11 protein-coding genes are annotated in these 13,604 nt (G+C 69.2%); 4 read left to right on the forward strand and 7 right to left on the reverse strand.

Translation table 11 applies throughout. The annotated features are described in order from the left end of the window. Positions 1 to 67: 67 nt before the first annotated feature. From B7438_RS08595 to B7438_RS08610, 4 genes are all read right to left on the reverse strand, one after another. Complete coding sequence (locus tag B7438_RS08595) at positions 68 to 2,407, reverse strand: cell wall-binding repeat-containing protein (RefSeq protein WP_085369138.1); 2,340 nt, start codon at positions 2,405 to 2,407, stop codon at positions 68 to 70. Positions 2,408 to 2,583: 176 nt separating this feature from the next. Then, positions 2,584 to 3,453, reverse strand: coding sequence for a glucose-1-phosphate thymidylyltransferase RfbA (rfbA, locus tag B7438_RS08600; protein ID WP_085369139.1), 870 nt, complete (start codon positions 3,451 to 3,453; stop codon positions 2,584 to 2,586). Positions 3,454 to 3,458: 5 nt separating this feature from the next. Beyond that, the gene (locus B7438_RS08605) at positions 3,459 to 4,070 is read right to left on the reverse strand and encodes a dTDP-4-dehydrorhamnose 3,5-epimerase family protein (RefSeq protein ID WP_085369140.1); all 612 of its coding nucleotides are present in this window, start codon (positions 4,068 to 4,070) and stop codon (positions 3,459 to 3,461) included. Positions 4,071 to 4,079: 9 nt separating this feature from the next. Further along, positions 4,080 to 5,972, reverse strand: coding sequence for a cell wall-binding repeat-containing protein (locus tag B7438_RS08610; RefSeq protein ID WP_143465752.1), 1,893 nt, complete (start codon positions 5,970 to 5,972; stop codon positions 4,080 to 4,082). A 128-nt stretch (positions 5,973 to 6,100) separates the two neighbouring features. On the opposite strand from B7438_RS08610, the gene rfbB reads away from it, so the two are divergent. The 4 genes from rfbB to B7438_RS08630 are packed head-to-tail and all read left to right on the forward strand — an operon-like array spanning position 6,101 to position 10,366. Further along, on the forward strand, positions 6,101 to 7,090 hold the full coding sequence (gene rfbB / locus B7438_RS08615; RefSeq protein ID WP_085369142.1) for a dTDP-glucose 4,6-dehydratase: 990 nt from the start codon (positions 6,101 to 6,103) through the stop codon (positions 7,088 to 7,090). Beyond that, positions 7,090 to 7,965 carry a dTDP-4-dehydrorhamnose reductase gene (gene rfbD, locus B7438_RS08620; protein ID WP_085369143.1) on the forward strand — a complete coding sequence of 292 codons (876 nt, stop codon included), beginning with the start codon at positions 7,090 to 7,092 and terminating at the stop codon, positions 7,963 to 7,965. The genes rfbB and rfbD overlap by 1 nt, the downstream gene beginning before the upstream one ends. Next, positions 7,940 to 9,085: a glycosyltransferase family 1 protein gene (locus B7438_RS08625; protein ID WP_085369144.1), complete on the forward strand. Its 1,146-nt coding sequence runs from the start codon at positions 7,940 to 7,942 to the stop codon at positions 9,083 to 9,085. Before rfbD ends, B7438_RS08625 begins: the two co-directional genes overlap by 26 nt. A gap of 60 nt (positions 9,086 to 9,145) precedes the next feature. After that, on the forward strand, positions 9,146 to 10,366 hold the full coding sequence (locus B7438_RS08630; protein WP_085369145.1) for an acyltransferase: 1,221 nt from the start codon (positions 9,146 to 9,148) through the stop codon (positions 10,364 to 10,366). On the opposite strand, the gene B7438_RS08635 is transcribed toward B7438_RS08630, so the two are convergent. The 3 genes from B7438_RS08635 to purE all read right to left on the reverse strand — a co-directional run bounded on the left by B7438_RS08635 (position 10,343) and on the right by purE (position 13,538). Continuing rightward, positions 10,343 to 11,569 carry an acyltransferase gene (locus B7438_RS08635; RefSeq protein ID WP_256921936.1) on the reverse strand — a complete coding sequence of 409 codons (1,227 nt, stop codon included), beginning with the start codon at positions 11,567 to 11,569 and terminating at the stop codon, positions 10,343 to 10,345. The two genes, B7438_RS08630 and B7438_RS08635, sit on opposite strands and share 24 nt — an antisense overlap. 98 nt (positions 11,570 to 11,667) lie before the next feature. Continuing rightward, the gene (locus B7438_RS08640; RefSeq protein ID WP_085369146.1) at positions 11,668 to 13,026 is read right to left on the reverse strand and encodes an LCP family protein; all 1,359 of its coding nucleotides are present in this window, start codon (positions 13,024 to 13,026) and stop codon (positions 11,668 to 11,670) included. Next, positions 13,023 to 13,538 (reverse strand): 5-(carboxyamino)imidazole ribonucleotide mutase, encoded by a 516-nt coding sequence (gene purE, locus B7438_RS08645; RefSeq protein ID WP_085369147.1) that lies wholly within the window; start codon positions 13,536 to 13,538, stop codon positions 13,023 to 13,025. Before purE ends, B7438_RS08640 begins: the two co-directional genes overlap by 4 nt. Between the last annotated feature and the right edge of the window lie 66 nt (positions 13,539 to 13,604).

Below are 13,604 nucleotides of genomic sequence, written 5' to 3' on the forward strand. Positions count from 1 at the left end.
ATTGCGTCGAACGCTCGTTTATTGAATTTGCCTCAGTTTTGCCGCACCCCGTTCGGGGGTGGACCGGCTACGGGCAGACGCTGAGCGACGAGATGCCGGACGAGAGCGCCGCCGTCCCGCCGAGGACGGTCATGGCGGTCGCGCCGAGCCTGCCGACCTCCGCCACGGTGCTCTGGGCGACGCATCCGGTCGGCACGACGTAGAGCGGGGCGCCCTTCGCTCCGGCGAGTGCCGATCCGGCCAGAGCGTCGGGGAAGGTCACCCCGGAGGCGACGAACAGGGCCGTGTCCGAGGAGAACACGTTCTTGTTGACCACCTGCGCGGTCTCGAAGCGGTCGCTGCCCCCGAGCCGGGTGACAGGGGCGATGCGGCCGAGCGACGTGGCGAGCGCGTTGGACACGCTCACCGGGCCGCCGACCACCGCGATCGAGGTGGCGCCGAGCTTCGAGATGAGCGACGAGGTCGCCGCGTCCGCTCCCGCGGCATAGCCGGGGACGAGCACGACGGGGTTCGCGAACGCTCCGGCCGCCGCTCCGGCCGACAGCGCATCCGGGAACGAGGTGCCCGTGGCGATGTAGACCCGCTTCGCGCTCCCGAACGCGAACGCCGTGACCTTCCTCGACGTCTCGTACCTGTCGCCCCCGGCCAGCCGCGTGACCGTGCCGTACGACGAGAGTGTCTTCGCGACACCGGCGGATACGGCGTTGACCCCGCCGACCACGATGATCCTGGTGGGCTTCAACCGGGCGATCTCGGCGGCGATGGATGCGGGGAGCGCCCCGGGCATCGTCAGCAGCAGCGGGGCGCCGAGCGCGACCGCGGCGGGTGCTGCCGAGAGCGCATCCGGGAAGTCGACTCCGGAGGCGACGACCACCGTCTTCGCCGTGCCGGGGAATCCGGCGCGCGAGATCTGCACGGCGGTGTCGAAGCGGTCGCTGCCGGACAGCCGCGCGACGGCGGGCTTGGCGACGGTCGTGATCGTCCCCGTCGAGGTCGCGGCCGCGGTGGTGCCCCACCGCGAGACCAGGCGGTAGGTATGCTTCCCCGGCGTCGTGGGCAGGGGTACGCTCCACGCCCCCGCCGACGACACCGTGGCGGTCGTGTTCGCACCGGAGGCGTCCGTGCGGCCGTCGTAGTAGACGGACACGGTCGTCTGGGCGTTCCCGCCCGCGACGGTTCCGGTCAGCGATCCGGGCGCGAACACGGTCGAACCGTCGTGCACGGAGGGCACGGGCGCCGAGACGGCCACCGACAGCTTCCAGCCGGGCTGCTGCGATGCGACGCTGGGCGACGCGGAGGAGCGCAACGGGAAGAAGGCACCGAGCTGTCCTGAGCCGCAGGTGTCCGACTGCGAGCTGGCGCTCGTCACACCGAGGGCGTACGCCCCGACGACGGCCGAGCCGCCGCTGTCGCCCTTCAGCACGCACGCATCGCTGATGATCTCGTTGACGTCCTGACCGTCCACGTCGACCATCGCGTCGACGGCCAGCACCTTTCCGCAGGTCCAGCCGCTGCTCGACCCCGACTTGCACATCGAGGCCCCGACCACGGCCGTCGTGTCGCCCTTGATGCCGAGCGAACTCGCGGTCGGCGCGCCCTGCGCACCGCCCCAGGTGGAGATGGCCGCCTGGGGCGCGAAAGCGGTGCTGGTCACAGCGATCCGGCCGGAGTCGAAGCCGCCGCCGAACCGGAACGTCCCGGCGACGGGAGAGCCGATGGTCGCTCCGAACTGCGCGGCCGGGTCGCTCGGCCTGCTCTGGACGATCTGCATGATCGAGGAATACGGCGTTCCCTGCACACAGTGCCCTGCCGTCACGAACTGCTGCTGGTTGCTCGCGTCCGTGCCGTTGAAGCCGATCGAGCAGCGCTCCCCGCTGTTCGCGTCGACGAGGTAGCCCCACGCCGTCCCGCCGAGCAGGGGCGCTGCCGCCGCGTTCAGCCGGAGACCGCTCAGGGCGGGAGGGGCGGACCCGACCGTCACGGTCGCTCCCGTGGCCTCCGCGGGAGCGACGTCCGCCGACGACGCGACGGTGACGTGGAGGTCCGTGCCGTCGATGCGCGACGCCACCACGTCGACGCCGTCCTTCTTCAGCGACGACACGACCGCTGCTGCGTCTGTCGCCGCCGCCGCGTCGCTCAGGTACTCCTCGGGAGTGACCCCGAGGTCACGCTGGACGGCGTCGGTGAGGTCGGCGGGAAGCTGGGCCGCCGCTGCGGCGAAGGTCTCGGGGGCGTACTCCCCCATCGTCGGCGTTCCTGCGGGCGGCGTCGGGGCCGGGTCGGCTGCCTGCCGCGCGAGGGAGGCCGCCGGCGCGGCCGGCGCTGCGGCTGCGGGGCCTGCGATGCCCAGGGCGACGGTGGCGCAGACGGCGGCGACGATCGCCGTACCCAGACGGAGGTCGGTCATGGGAGCTCCTCGGAGACGGTGTGCCGGGGCGAGCCGGTAGACAGCGCGGTCGGGCGCCACCAGCCACCCTATTCGACAGCACACGCGTGCGCGATGGCTCGCCACGCCGCGGAAACGACGAAGGCTCCCGCTGTTCGCGACAGCGGGAGCCTTCCGACGTTGGATGCGCTTGGCGCTCAGGCGTCGACGGCGAGCAGCCCGTTGAGGTAGCGACCGTACCCGCTCTTCACGAGCGGCGCGGCGAGGACGGCGAGCTGCGCGTCGTCGATCCACCCGGCGCGCCAGGCGATCTCCTCGATGCAGCCGACCTTGAAGCCCTGCCGGTCCTCGATCACGCGCACGTACTCGGAGGCCTGCATCATCGACTCGAATGTGCCGGTGTCGAGCCACGCCGTGCCGCGGTCGAGCACCTGCACCTGCAGCGTGCCCGCATCCAGGTAGCGCTCGTTGACGGTGGAGATCTCGAGCTCGCCGCGCGCGCTCGGCTCGATCGTCTTGGCGATCTCGACGACGGAGTTGTCGTAGAAGTAGAGGCCGGGAACCGCGTAGTTGCTCTTCGGCTTGACCGGCTTCTCCTCGATGGAGACGGCGGTGAAGCTGTCGTCGAACTCGACCACGCCGTACGCCGTCGGGTTGCTCACGTGGTAGGCGAAGATCAGCGCGCCGTCGATCTCACTGTGGTTGCGCAGCGACGAGCCGAGCCCTGCGCCGTGGAAGATGTTGTCGCCGAGCACGAGAGCCACCGACTGGTCGCCGATGAACTCCTCGCCGATGATGAACGCCTGCGCGAGACCATCCGGGGACGGCTGCACGGCGTACTCGAGCCGGATTCCGAGCTCCGACCCGTCGCCGAGCAGCGCCTTGAACTGCTGGTTGTACTCCGGCGTCGTGATGATGAGGATCTCGTTGATCCCCGCCATCATCAGCGTCGAGAGGGGGTAGTAGATCATCGGCTTGTCGTAGATCGGCATCAGCTGCTTCGAGATGCCCTTGGTGATCGGCCACAGACGCGTGCCGGAGCCGCCGGCCAGGATGATTCCGCGCATGTCGGTCAGTTACCTCCGTTGTCGAGCGAGGCGTAGAACGCGCGGGCGGCCTCCCAGGTGGGAAGCAGCCCGGCCGCTGCGGCCTCTGCGAGGCCGGGGGCCTCGGTGTCTTTCGGGGAGAGCAGCAGTTCGCCGGCCTCTTCGGGGAAGCGCAGGCCGACCTCCGCGTCGAGCGGGTTGATCCCGTGCTCCCTGGTGGGGTTGTACACGTCGCTGACGAGGTAGCTCACGGTCGCGTCGTCCGTGAGGGCGACGAAGCAGTGGCCGAGCGCCTCGGAGACGTAGATCGCCCTGCGGTCCTTGTCGTCGAGCAGCACGGTGTCCCACTGCCCGTATGTCGGCGAGCCGACCCGGATGTCGATGGCGAAGTCGAGCACGGCGCCGTGCGTTGCGGTGACGTACTTGGCCTGCCCGACGGGGATGTCGGCGAAGTGGATGCCGCGCACCGAACCGCGCTTGGAGACGGACGTGTTGCCCTGGCGGAGGTTCAGCGAGTGGCCGACGGCCTCCTCCAGACGGTCGTACCGGTACCACTCCAGGAACAGTCCGCGGTCGTCCGCGTGCTGCTTCGGAGTGATCTCGTAAGCGTCAGGAATACTCAATTCGCGAATCTGCACCCCAGGAGTCTACTGGCAGACGCTGAGCTTCCCCACGAGATCGCTGAGCGCCGTGGTTCCGCCGAGGAGCTTGTACGTCGGAGCGCGGAGCGTCTGCTCCGCCGCCTGCGGGTACACGCAGCCCTGCGGGGTGACCTGCAGCGGGCTCTTCGCCGCCGCGGCGTACGCCGCTCCGGACAGTGCGTCGGGGAATGCGGCCCCGGAGGCGAGCAGCGCGGTGGACGTCGCCCCGGGGAACGCGGCGGCGTTGACGGCCACGCTGGTGGCGAAACGGTCGCTGCCCGCGAGCCTCGTGACCGTGAAGCCGAGCTTCTGCAGGCCGTTGGCGAACCCGGCGGACACGCTGGCGGGGCCGCCGACGACGTTCACCTTGGTGGCCTTGAGCTTCCGCAGCTCGGCGACGGTCAGGCTGTCGGGTGAGCCGAGCGCGCCGTTGACCAGCAGCACGGGCTTGCCCTGCGCTCCGGCGGCTCCGCCGGCGGAGAGTGCGTCGGGGAAGTTCATCCCCGAGGTGATGTATGCCGTGTCCGCTCCGGCGGGGAAGGCCTGGTTCGCGATGGCGATGGACGTGGTGAACCTGTCGTAGTCCGAGACCCGCGTCACCGACGACGTGACGGAGCGCAGCTGCTGGATCACCCCATCCGTCACGGAGGCCGCCCCGCCCGCGATGAAAATCTTCGCCGGCTTGAGCCTGCGCAGCTCCGTCATGATCGGAGCGGGAACAGCAGTGGTCTGCACGAGCAGCAGCGGCCCGCCCAGCTTCGCTGCCGCTGGAGCGGCGGCGAGCGCGTCCGGGAAGTTCAAGCCGCTCGCGATGTACGCAGAGGCGACCCCTGCGCCGGGGCTCGGGTATGCGGCGCGGGAGATGGCGGCGGACGTCTCGTACCTGTCCCCACCGGAGAGGCGCGACAGCGCGGGCACCGAGCCTGCGGTGGACGATCCGTACCAGGCGTTGAACAGCATCCAGAAGTTGCGGGTGCCGTATGCCGAGCAGGCGTCACCCGTGCCGGGATAGCTGGCAACGGATGCATCATTCGGGGTGTACGGCGTGTAGTAATACAGAGCAGCGGTGGCCTTGTTGAAGACCGCCACCTGCTTCTTTCCGCAGGTTGTATCGGTGTTGTACTGGATGCCGTTCACCTTGCCGACCTTGAACCAAGTGAAGTAGTTGCTGGTGCCCGGAGGGTTGGCGTAGCGCTTGAACTGCCACGCCGCGCCGTAGACCTGGTTGAAGAACCCGGTGGAGGCGGGGTTGGTCGAGCATCCCTTTTGAGTGTCAGGACAGTTCAGACCCGTCGCGAAGTCGTACATGGATTTCTTGGGAGCGGCGGTCGCGACGAGCCCCTGCTCCTTCTGAACCAGTGTGAGCAGAACAACCGGGTTGATGCCGCACGCCAGCCCGACCTTCGAGATGATCGTCGCTGCCGTCTCGCTCGCCGCGCCCTGATAGACGCCGCACATCGGGTCGGCAGTCGTCGTCGGCGTGATCTGCTTGTAGTTCTTCAGGCATCCGGGTGCCGCGGTGGTCGTGCATCCTGCACCCTTGGTGTTCAGGAACGACTGGATGGTCCCCACACTCCACGCGTTGCCCTTGTAGAAGACCGCGTCGCTCACCAGGTTGCCCGCGACGAACTTCGACGCCACAGCGTCGGACGCCCCGGTTGCGTGGAACTCGCCCATCCCGTCGATCACGTTCTGCTGCTCGGCCTCCGGCGAGACCGCGGTTCCCGCCGCAGCCGCTGCCGCCTGCACCTGGGCGTAGTACGCGGCCGCGCGCTGGTCGTCCGACGTGTCCGCCACCGCCGCCGTCGGCGCTGAGAGCAGTGCGATCGCCGTGGCCCCCGCCGCGACGATCCCGAACAATTTCGTGCGCGTGCGGACGCGCTCCCCCGTGTTAGTCACGAGCGCGAGCCTAGAACGAACCGTGCACCCCTGCAATATCCGCATTGGCTATCGGTGAAGGCTCTCAGGGAGCGACCGGGTAGAATCTCTGCGGCAGTCCAGAATCCGTGAGGCAGGTCCTACTTTCCATGAAAATTCTCGTCACCGGCGGCGCCGGTTTCATCGGCTCCAACTTCGTCCGGCGAACGCTGCAGGATGCGTACCCCGGCCTCGAAGGCGCAGAGGTCGTCGTGCTGGACGCTCTGACGTACTCGGGCAACCTGGAGAACCTGGCCCCCGTGGCCGACTCTCCCCGCTACACCTTCATCAAGGGCGACATCCGCAACGGCGGCCTGCTCGATGAACTGTTCCCCGAGATCGACGCCGTGGTGCACTTCGCGGCGGAGTCGCACGTCGACCGCTCGGTGCGCGACGCATCCATCTTCGTCGAGACCAACGTGCTCGGCACCCAGCAGCTGCTCGACGCGGCGCTCCGCAACGACGTGAAGCGCTTCGTCCACGTCTCCACCGATGAGGTCTACGGCTCCATCGCCGAGGGCTCCTGGGACGAGGAGCGGCCGCTCGAGCCGAACTCGCCGTACTCCGCCTCGAAGGCGGGCAGCGACCTGCTCGCGCGCAGCTACTACCGCACGCACGGCCTCAACGTCTCGATCACGCGCTGCTCGAACAACTACGGCCCGTACCACTTCCCCGAGAAGGTCATCCCGCTGTTCGTCACGAACCTGATCGACGACAAGCACGTCCCGCTCTACGGCGAGGGCAACAACATCCGGGACTGGCTGCACGTCGACGACCACACCCGCGGCATCGCGATGGTGCTGGTGGGCGGCCGCGCCGGCGAGATCTACAACATCGGCGGCGGCACCGAGCTCACCAACAAGGAGCTCACCCAGCTGCTGCTCGACGCGACCGGCAAGGACTGGTCGTACGTCGACCGCGTCGCCGACCGCCTCGGCCACGATCTGCGTTACTCGGTCGACATCTCCAAGATCCGCGCAGAGCTCGGCTACGAGCCGCTCGTGCCGTTCCAGCAGGGCCTCGCGGACGTCGTGCAGTGGTACCGCGACAACCGCAGCTGGTGGGAGCCGCTGAAGGCACGCGCCGCGCTGGACAACTGATGACGCGCTACCTGATCACCGGCGCCGCCGGGCAGCTCGGCCTCGACCTGCAGCGGGCGCTCGCCGGCCGTGAGGTCACGGCTCTGCGCCGTGCAGACCTCGATGTCGCCGACCGGGATGCCGTGCTCGCCGCCGTCGCCGGCCACGACGTGGTCATCAACGCGGCCGCGTACACCAAGGTCGACGACGCGGAGACGCACGAAGACGAGGCGTACGCGATCAACGCGACCGGCCCGGAGAACCTCGCCATCGCGGCGAAGCAGCACGGCGCGAAGCTCGTGACCGTCTCCACGGACTACGTGTTCGACGGCCACGGCAGCGCCCCGTACGCCGAGGACGCCCCGCGTGATCCGATCAACGCGTACGGCCGCACGAAGGCCGCCGGCGAGGAACTGGCGCTCGCAGCGCATCCGGACGGCACGTACGTGGTGCGCACTGCGTGGCTCTACGGAGCGGGCGGCGCGAACTTCGCCAAGACGATGGTGAAGCTCGCGGGAAGCCACGAGACCGTCAGCGTCGTGGAGGACCAGCTCGGCCAGCCCACCTGGACGGCCGACCTGGCGGCACAGATCGTCGCCATGCTCGACGCGGACGCCCCAGCAGGGGTCTACCACGGCACCAACGCGGGCGAGACGAGCTGGTACGGCTTCGCCAAGGCGGTCTTCAGCGAGGCCGGTTTGAACCCTGATAGGGTCACACCGACCGACAGCTCCGCGTTCGCCCGCCCTGCACCTCGGCCCTCGTACTCGGTGCTCGGTCACGAGGCATGGCGCGCCGCCGGCCTCGAGCCCATGCGCGCGTGGGACGAAGCACTGGCAGACGCAGCGCGTCACGGAGTTCTGGAGCAGCATGACAACCCTGAGAGTGGTCGTTGATGAGCTCATCGGCGACGCCCCCGGCGGGGCGCGCAGGTACACCGAGGAACTGACCAGGCAGCTCATCGCCACGGCGCCGGCGGGGTGCCAGGTCGAGGGCATCGTCCCCAACGTCTCCGACGACATCGTCGACGACCTCCGGATGCGCCTCCCCGGCATCGCGGCGATCACCACCCTGCCGATGGGCAGGCGCGAACTCGTCATGGCCTGGCAGTCCGGCCTCAAGCTCGGCGGGGTGAGCGGGATGGTGCACGCACCCAGCCTGCTGGCTCCGCTGCGCAAGCACGACAGGGTGAACGACGGCGACCAAATCGCGGTGACCATCCACGACGTGCTCCCCTGGCTGCACCCGGAGTCGCTCGGCTCCGCCAACGCCCTCTGGCACAAGGCGATGGCCAAGCGCGCCCGCAAGCACGCGGACGCCATCGTGGTGCCCACGCACGCCATCGCCGACCAGCTCGGCGAGTTCATCGACTTCGGCGACAGAGTGCGCGTCATCGGCGGCGCGCCCGCCACGACGCTGCGCCTCCCCGCGGACGCCGACGAGCGCTCGGCCAGGCTCGGCCTCCCCGAGCGATACGCGCTCACGCTCGGCTCGATCATGCCGCGCAAGGGCATCGCACCGCTCATCCGCGCCGTCGCCCTGCCAGACGCCCAGGACATCCCGCTCATCATCGCCGGACCGGACAGGTACGGCGACGGCTCTGCCACCGGAGTCGCCGCCGCGGCCGGGCTCCCGGAGGACAGGGTGCGCGCGCTCGGCCACCTGGACGACGCCGACCTCGCCGTCGCCCTCGACCGCGCGACGGTGTTCGTCTTCGCCAGCCTGGCGGAGGGATTCGGGCTGCCGATCGTCGAGGCGTTCAAGTTCGGCCTGCCCGTGATCCACTCCGACGACCCCGCCCTGGTCGAGGTCGCAGCGGGTGCAGGGCTCGCCGTTGAGCGACCGGACACCCCGGACGACCCCGCATACTCCGAGCGGCTCGCGGCGGCCATCGGCCGGGTGCTGACCGACGACGAGCTGCGCAGCAGGCTCGGCATCCTGGCCGCCGACCGCGCCCGCGCGTTCAGCTGGCGCGACTCGGCAGAGCGCGTCTGGCAGCTGCACGCCGACCTGTAGGCACCCCGGCACGGCGCGCTCGGAGACTGTCCAGGCCGTCGTTGCTATTCTGACCCGGTCATGTCTTCCTCTTCTCGCCGCCTCACCTCCCTCGACGGGCTCCGCGGCGTCGCCGCTCTGATCGTGGTCGCGCACCACGTGAGCCTGCTGTACCAGCCGTTCGCGGCGACGTACATGGGCGGGGACCTTCCGGCAGAGGGGTCGCTGGCGTGGTGGTTCAGCCACTCCCCGCTGAAGCTCCTGACGGCCGGCCCGGAAGCCGTGATCATCTTCTTCGTGCTCAGCGGCTTCGTGCTGAGCCTTCCCGTGCTCAGACCGCGCGAGTTCGACTGGATGGCGTATTTCCCCCGCCGCCTCGTGCGCATCGGCCTGCCCGTGCTCTGTTCACTCGTGCTCGCCGCAGGGCTGGCCTTGCTCGTGCCGCAGATCCCGCGATTCGGGACGAGCTCCTGGGCGGCGTCGACGAGCGTGCATCCGCTCAGCATCGAGCGGTTCCTCGTCAACATCGACCCGCTGATGCCGGATGTGACGCTCAACAACCCGCTCTGGTCCATCTTCTGGGAGATGGCGTTCTCGATGGCGCTCGCGCTCTTCGTCGGCCTCGCCGTCGTGCTCAAGCGGTTCTGGCCACTCGTGCTCGCGCTGACGGTCGCATCCACGTTCCTCGGCATCGACTCGCAGGCACAGAGCTTCCGCTACCTCCCCGCCTTCTTCGTCGGCGCGCTGGCCGCCGCACTGTTCCCGCGCATCCAGGCCATCGGCGCCGCCATCTCGTCGTGGCGCATCGGGCACCTGGTCTGGGCCGTCGTCTTCGTGGCGTCGCTTCTGCTGCTGATCGGCACCTGGCTGTTCCCGGCGCTCACGCCCATCCCGGCGATGTGGCTGGCAGGATTCCAGCCGGTGGCGGCGCTGATCATCGTGATCTGCTGCCTGGAGTGGTCGCCGCTGGCGTGGCTGCTGTCCGTGGGCCCGCTGCGCTGGGCAGGCATGGTGTCGTTCAGCCTCTACCTCGTGCACGTCCCGATCATCCTGACGTTCTACTACCTCTTCCCGTCGCTGTCGCTTCCGGTGGTCGGCATGCTCGCCGTGGTGACCGCCATCGCGGTCGCCGCCGCCTTCTACTGGCTCATCGAGAAGCGCTCGCACACACTGTCGAAGATCACCGGAGCGGCTGTGGCACGCGGCTTCGCGCACCGCGGCTCCGGAGAGACGGCAGCAGCGGCTGCACCGGATGCGCAGCAGACCCCGGCGCGCGAGCTAGCGTCCGACTCGCGCGCCTGACCCCACGGCGGCCTGCTCGGTCGTTCCCGCGGCTTCGCTCGCCTGCTCGGGGCCGAACCAGGCGCGGTAGCGCTCGGACGCCCAGGCACCGACGGCGCGCGACCAGCCGTGGCTGCGCTGCTCGATCAGCCAGGTGAAGCCGATGGCGACGAGCACGGCGAGCGGGATGCCGAACAGCAGCGGCACATACCAGGCCTGTCCGGCGAACAGGTACGTGCTGAAGATCAGGATCGGCACGTGCACCAGGTACAGGCTAAACGAGATGGTTCCCGCGTACTGCAGCGGGCGCGACTCGAAGAGGGCGTGCAGCGGCTTCCAGCCGATCGCGGCGACCACCAGTCCCGCGGCGGCGAGCGGCATCAGTCCCTTGAGCACGGCGACGAGCTCCGGCAGGTCGGCGACACCGGGCCCGAACAGCCACGGAGCGATCATCAGCGCGCCGCTGCCGAGCGTCATCGCCGCCCACACCAGGTGCCGAATGCGGCGCGCGTTCAGGCGCTCGGCGAAGATCCGCACCGAGTCCAGGCGAACGGCCAGCACGGCCCCGACGAAGAACGCGGGGAGGTAGGACAGTGCGCCGGCGTCCGTCCGGACGCCCAGCCAGGTGAGCAGCACGGCGGCGGCCAGGCCGCCCAGCCACCAGCGGCGCACCGCGATGGCCGCGATCGCGAACACCGGAAGCGCGAGCGAGAAGATCAGCTCCCAGCGCAGCGACCAGAGCGGGTTGTTGATCTGGCCGTCTCCGCCCAGCAGGTCCCAGGCTTTGACGATGTACTCCCAGCTGAACGCCGGCGTCGACGAGTCGCTGAGCCAGGTGCCTTTCGGCTGGGTGCTCACCTGCGGGATGGCCGCGACGAACCCGGCCGCGAGCAGCACGGACGCTATGACCGGCACCATCAGCCGAACAGCACGGCGGGGGAAGTACGCGATCCAGTCGAACCCGCGCTTGCGGACGACCGGCAGGGTCACGACGAGGCCGGAGAGGACGAAGAAGACGATGACCGACTCCCAGCCGGCCGTGAACAGCTTCAGCGGCGTGTAGCTGATCCACCACATCGGAGAACCGCTCGGAGCCGTGCCCCCGCCCGGTGTGCCGGGGAAGTTGGGGTTCGTGTACATCGCGTGGTGAAGCACCACGATCAGCGCCGCCGCCCCTCGAAGTCCATCGAGGGAGGCCAGCCGTCCACCCGTTTTTTTCGTCACATTCACACCAGTACTCGACATAGGCCGACCACGGTACCCCGTGCGCCTCACGGGTTCCTGTGACCTGTTCAGGGGTCAGCTGTGAGCTGCGCGCCGACCTATTTGCCGGAGGGCTTCGGCGTGGTAGGGGCGACCGCCTGCTGCACGAGCCCGTGGATCTGCCCGTAGTCGGGGTTCTCGGGGTCGATGGTGGGCGGCACGAGTTCGAGCTGCTTCACGGGCAGCGCCTTCGTCTTCATCCCCAGGTCGACGAAGTATCCGAGCATCGACTGCGGGATGTCGGTCTTCATCACCTGGGCGCCCGCGTGCGCGATGTCCTGGAACTTGCTCACCACGTTGACCGGGTTGACCTGCTTGAGGATCGCATCCTGGAGCTGGCGCTGCCGGGCCATGCGGTCGTAGTCGCTCGACCCGTGACGCGCCCTGGCGTACCACTGGGCGTGGTAGCCGTCCATGTGGTGCACCCCGGGCTCGATCCACTCCGCGACACCGTTGAGGTTCTCGTCGCCGCCGATCGGGACGCGGTCGGTGACGGTGATGTCGACGCCGCCGAGCGCGTCGATCAGGTCGGAGAAACCCTGCATGTCGATCAGCACGTAGTACTGGATGGTGAGCCCTGTCGCGCCCTCCAGCGCATCCCGCATCGCCTCGATGCCCGGCTCGCTGTTGTTCTTCTTCGCGTTCGGGTAGAGGTCGGGCTTGTACAGCTCCACCTCGGTGTAGATCGAGTTGAGCTGGCAGACGTCGACGTCGCAGCGGTCCTCGTAGCCGTAGCCGTCCGGGTACAGCGTGTGCAGCGGCGACTTCGCCGGGAAGGGAACGGGGTCGAGGTCGCGCGGGAGGCCGATCGTGACCGCCTGGCCGGTGCTCGCGTCGATGCTGACGACCGACATGCTGTCCGGGCGGAGGCCGTCGCGGTCCGGGCCGGCGTCGCCGCCGAGCAACATGATGTTGTAGCGGCCGTTCACGGGCGGCTGCGACGGGCCGGCGGAGAAGATGTCGCCGAGGGCGCCCCTCGCCGATCCGGCGACGATGGATGCGTACCCGGCCGTTCCGGTGAGCCCCACCAGCACGATCACGGCGAACGCCGCGATCCAGCCGCGCGCGTTCGGGCGGGCCTTGACCAGCCGCACGAGCCGCAGCGTGTCGAGGGTGAGCACGATCCACAGCACGGCGTACGCCACGAGCATGACCTGCAGCACGAGCAGCCCGGCCGTCTGGGTGAACAGCGTGTACACGCTCGACGGCGAGATCAGGTAGACGACCAGGGTGACGATCGCCAGCAGCCAGAGCAGCAGCGTGGCGACGATGCCGACGCGGCCGAGCGTCCTGTTGCCGGCGACCACCTGGGCGGATCCGGGCAGGAGCACGTTCAGGCCCACGAGCCACCAGGCCCGCTTCGTCATGATCGGAGCGGACGACACATCCGGGTGCCGCAGTGGGGTCGCGATGCTCATAGCTTTGCTTGGAGGGCCCGGTTCTTCTCTTCGACGCTGGCCTCGAGATCGGCCGCGAACGTCTCGAGCGCAGACGCGAGCGCGTTGTCGGAGGTGGCGAGGATCTTGACCGCGAGCAGTCCGGCGTTCCGTGCGCCGCCGATGGACACGGTGGCGACGGGGACCCCCGCCGGCATCTGCACGATCGACAGCAGGGAGTCCAGGCCGTCGAGCCTGGCGAGCGGTACGGGGACGCCGACGACGGGCAGCGTTGTGACGGCCGCGAGCATCCCGGGCAGGTGGGCCGCCCCTCCCGCTCCGGCGATGATCACCTTCACACCGCGCGATGCTGCGCGCTTTCCGAAGTCGATCATCTTCTCCGGAGTGCGGTGGGCGGAGACGACCTCGACCTCGTGGTCGACGCCGAACTCGGTGAGGAGCCGTGATGCGTCCTGCATCACCGACCAATCGGAGTCCGACCCCATCACCACGGAGACGAGCGGGTTGGTGGAGGCTGCGGGCATGACCACCATGCTAGATGCGCTCCGGCCCGGTGCCCGGACGGCACGCCCCGCGCTGCGTCAGTCCGTGAAGGCTGC

The organism is Leifsonia sp. NCR5, from assembly GCF_002105485.1.
Classification (GTDB): Bacteria; Actinomycetota; Actinomycetes; order Actinomycetales; family Microbacteriaceae; genus Leifsonia.